A 1085-nucleotide genomic window follows, 5' to 3' on the forward strand; every position below is an offset into this window, starting at 1 on the left:
CGGCCAGCACGGCGCGGAGCGTCGCGGCGTGCGTCCGGCGCTCGGGCGTCGTGACCTTGCCGGCGACACGCGACACCGATCCGAGCACGTCGATCGCGGGGTGGTGGCCTGACAGTGCGAGCGCCCGGTCGAGCACGACATGGCCGTCGAGGATCGACCGCACCGTGTCGGCGATCGGCTCGTTGTGGTCGTCGCCGTCGACGAGCACCGTGTAGATGCCGGTGATGGAACCGCGCGTGTCCGTGCCTGCCCGCTCGAGCAGACCGGCGAGGAGGGAGAACGTGGAGGGCGGGTATCCGCGGGTGGCCGGAGGCTCCCCGGCCGAGAGCCCGATCTCGCGCTGCGCCATGGCGACGCGCGTGAGCGAGTCCATCATGAGGATGGCGTGTGCGCCGTCGTCGCGGAAGGCCTCGGCGATCCTGGTGGCGGTGTACGCGGCGCGGATGCGGGCCATGGCAGGTTGGTCCGAGGTCGAGACCACCACGACGGAGCGGGCGAGTCCTTCCGGCCCGAGGTCGTCTTCGATGAACTCGCGCACCTCGCGTCCGCGCTCGCCGACCAGCGCGATCACGGTGACCTCTGCTTCGGTGCCCCGCGCGATCATCGACAGCAGCGACGACTTCCCCACACCGGAACCCGCGAAGAGTCCGACGCGCTGACCGCGTCCGACGCTGACGAGTGTGTCGAGCGTCCGTACGCCGAGCGGAAGGGGCGAGTCGATCCGGTCGCGGCCCATGATGGAGGGCGGAGCATGGTCGAGGCTCACCGGCACAGCACCGGTCAGCGGACCCTTCCCGTCGATCGGGCGGCCCAGACCGTCGAGGACGCGTCCGAGGAGCGCTGCTCCTGTCGGCACCCGCAGTGCTCCTCCGCGAGCGCGCACAGGGGCTCCCACCGTGAGGCCGGCGACAGGGGCGAGCGGCATGCAGCGCAGTCCGCCCTCGCTGATCGCGACGACCTCGGCATCGACACCGTCCAGCGTCACGACGTCGCCGACGGCCCCGTCGAGGCCACGCACCTGCACGCTGAGGCCGCGTACCTGGGAGACCTCGCCGATGCGCTCGGGTCGAACCGCCTCGCGCACC

1 protein-coding gene is annotated in these 1085 nt (G+C 72.0%); it reads right to left on the reverse strand.

Annotated features, from left to right (window positions below; translation table 11 throughout):
- Positions 1-1084: FliI/YscN family ATPase (locus tag DSP71_RS07965; RefSeq protein ID WP_113680808.1), on the reverse strand; the 1084-nt coding region annotated here is incomplete at its 3' end.
- Position 1085 lies beyond the last annotated feature (1 nt).

It is taken from the genome of Microbacterium sp. H6 (assembly GCF_003314775.1).
Lineage (GTDB): Bacteria > Actinomycetota > Actinomycetes > Actinomycetales > Microbacteriaceae > Microbacterium > Microbacterium oxydans.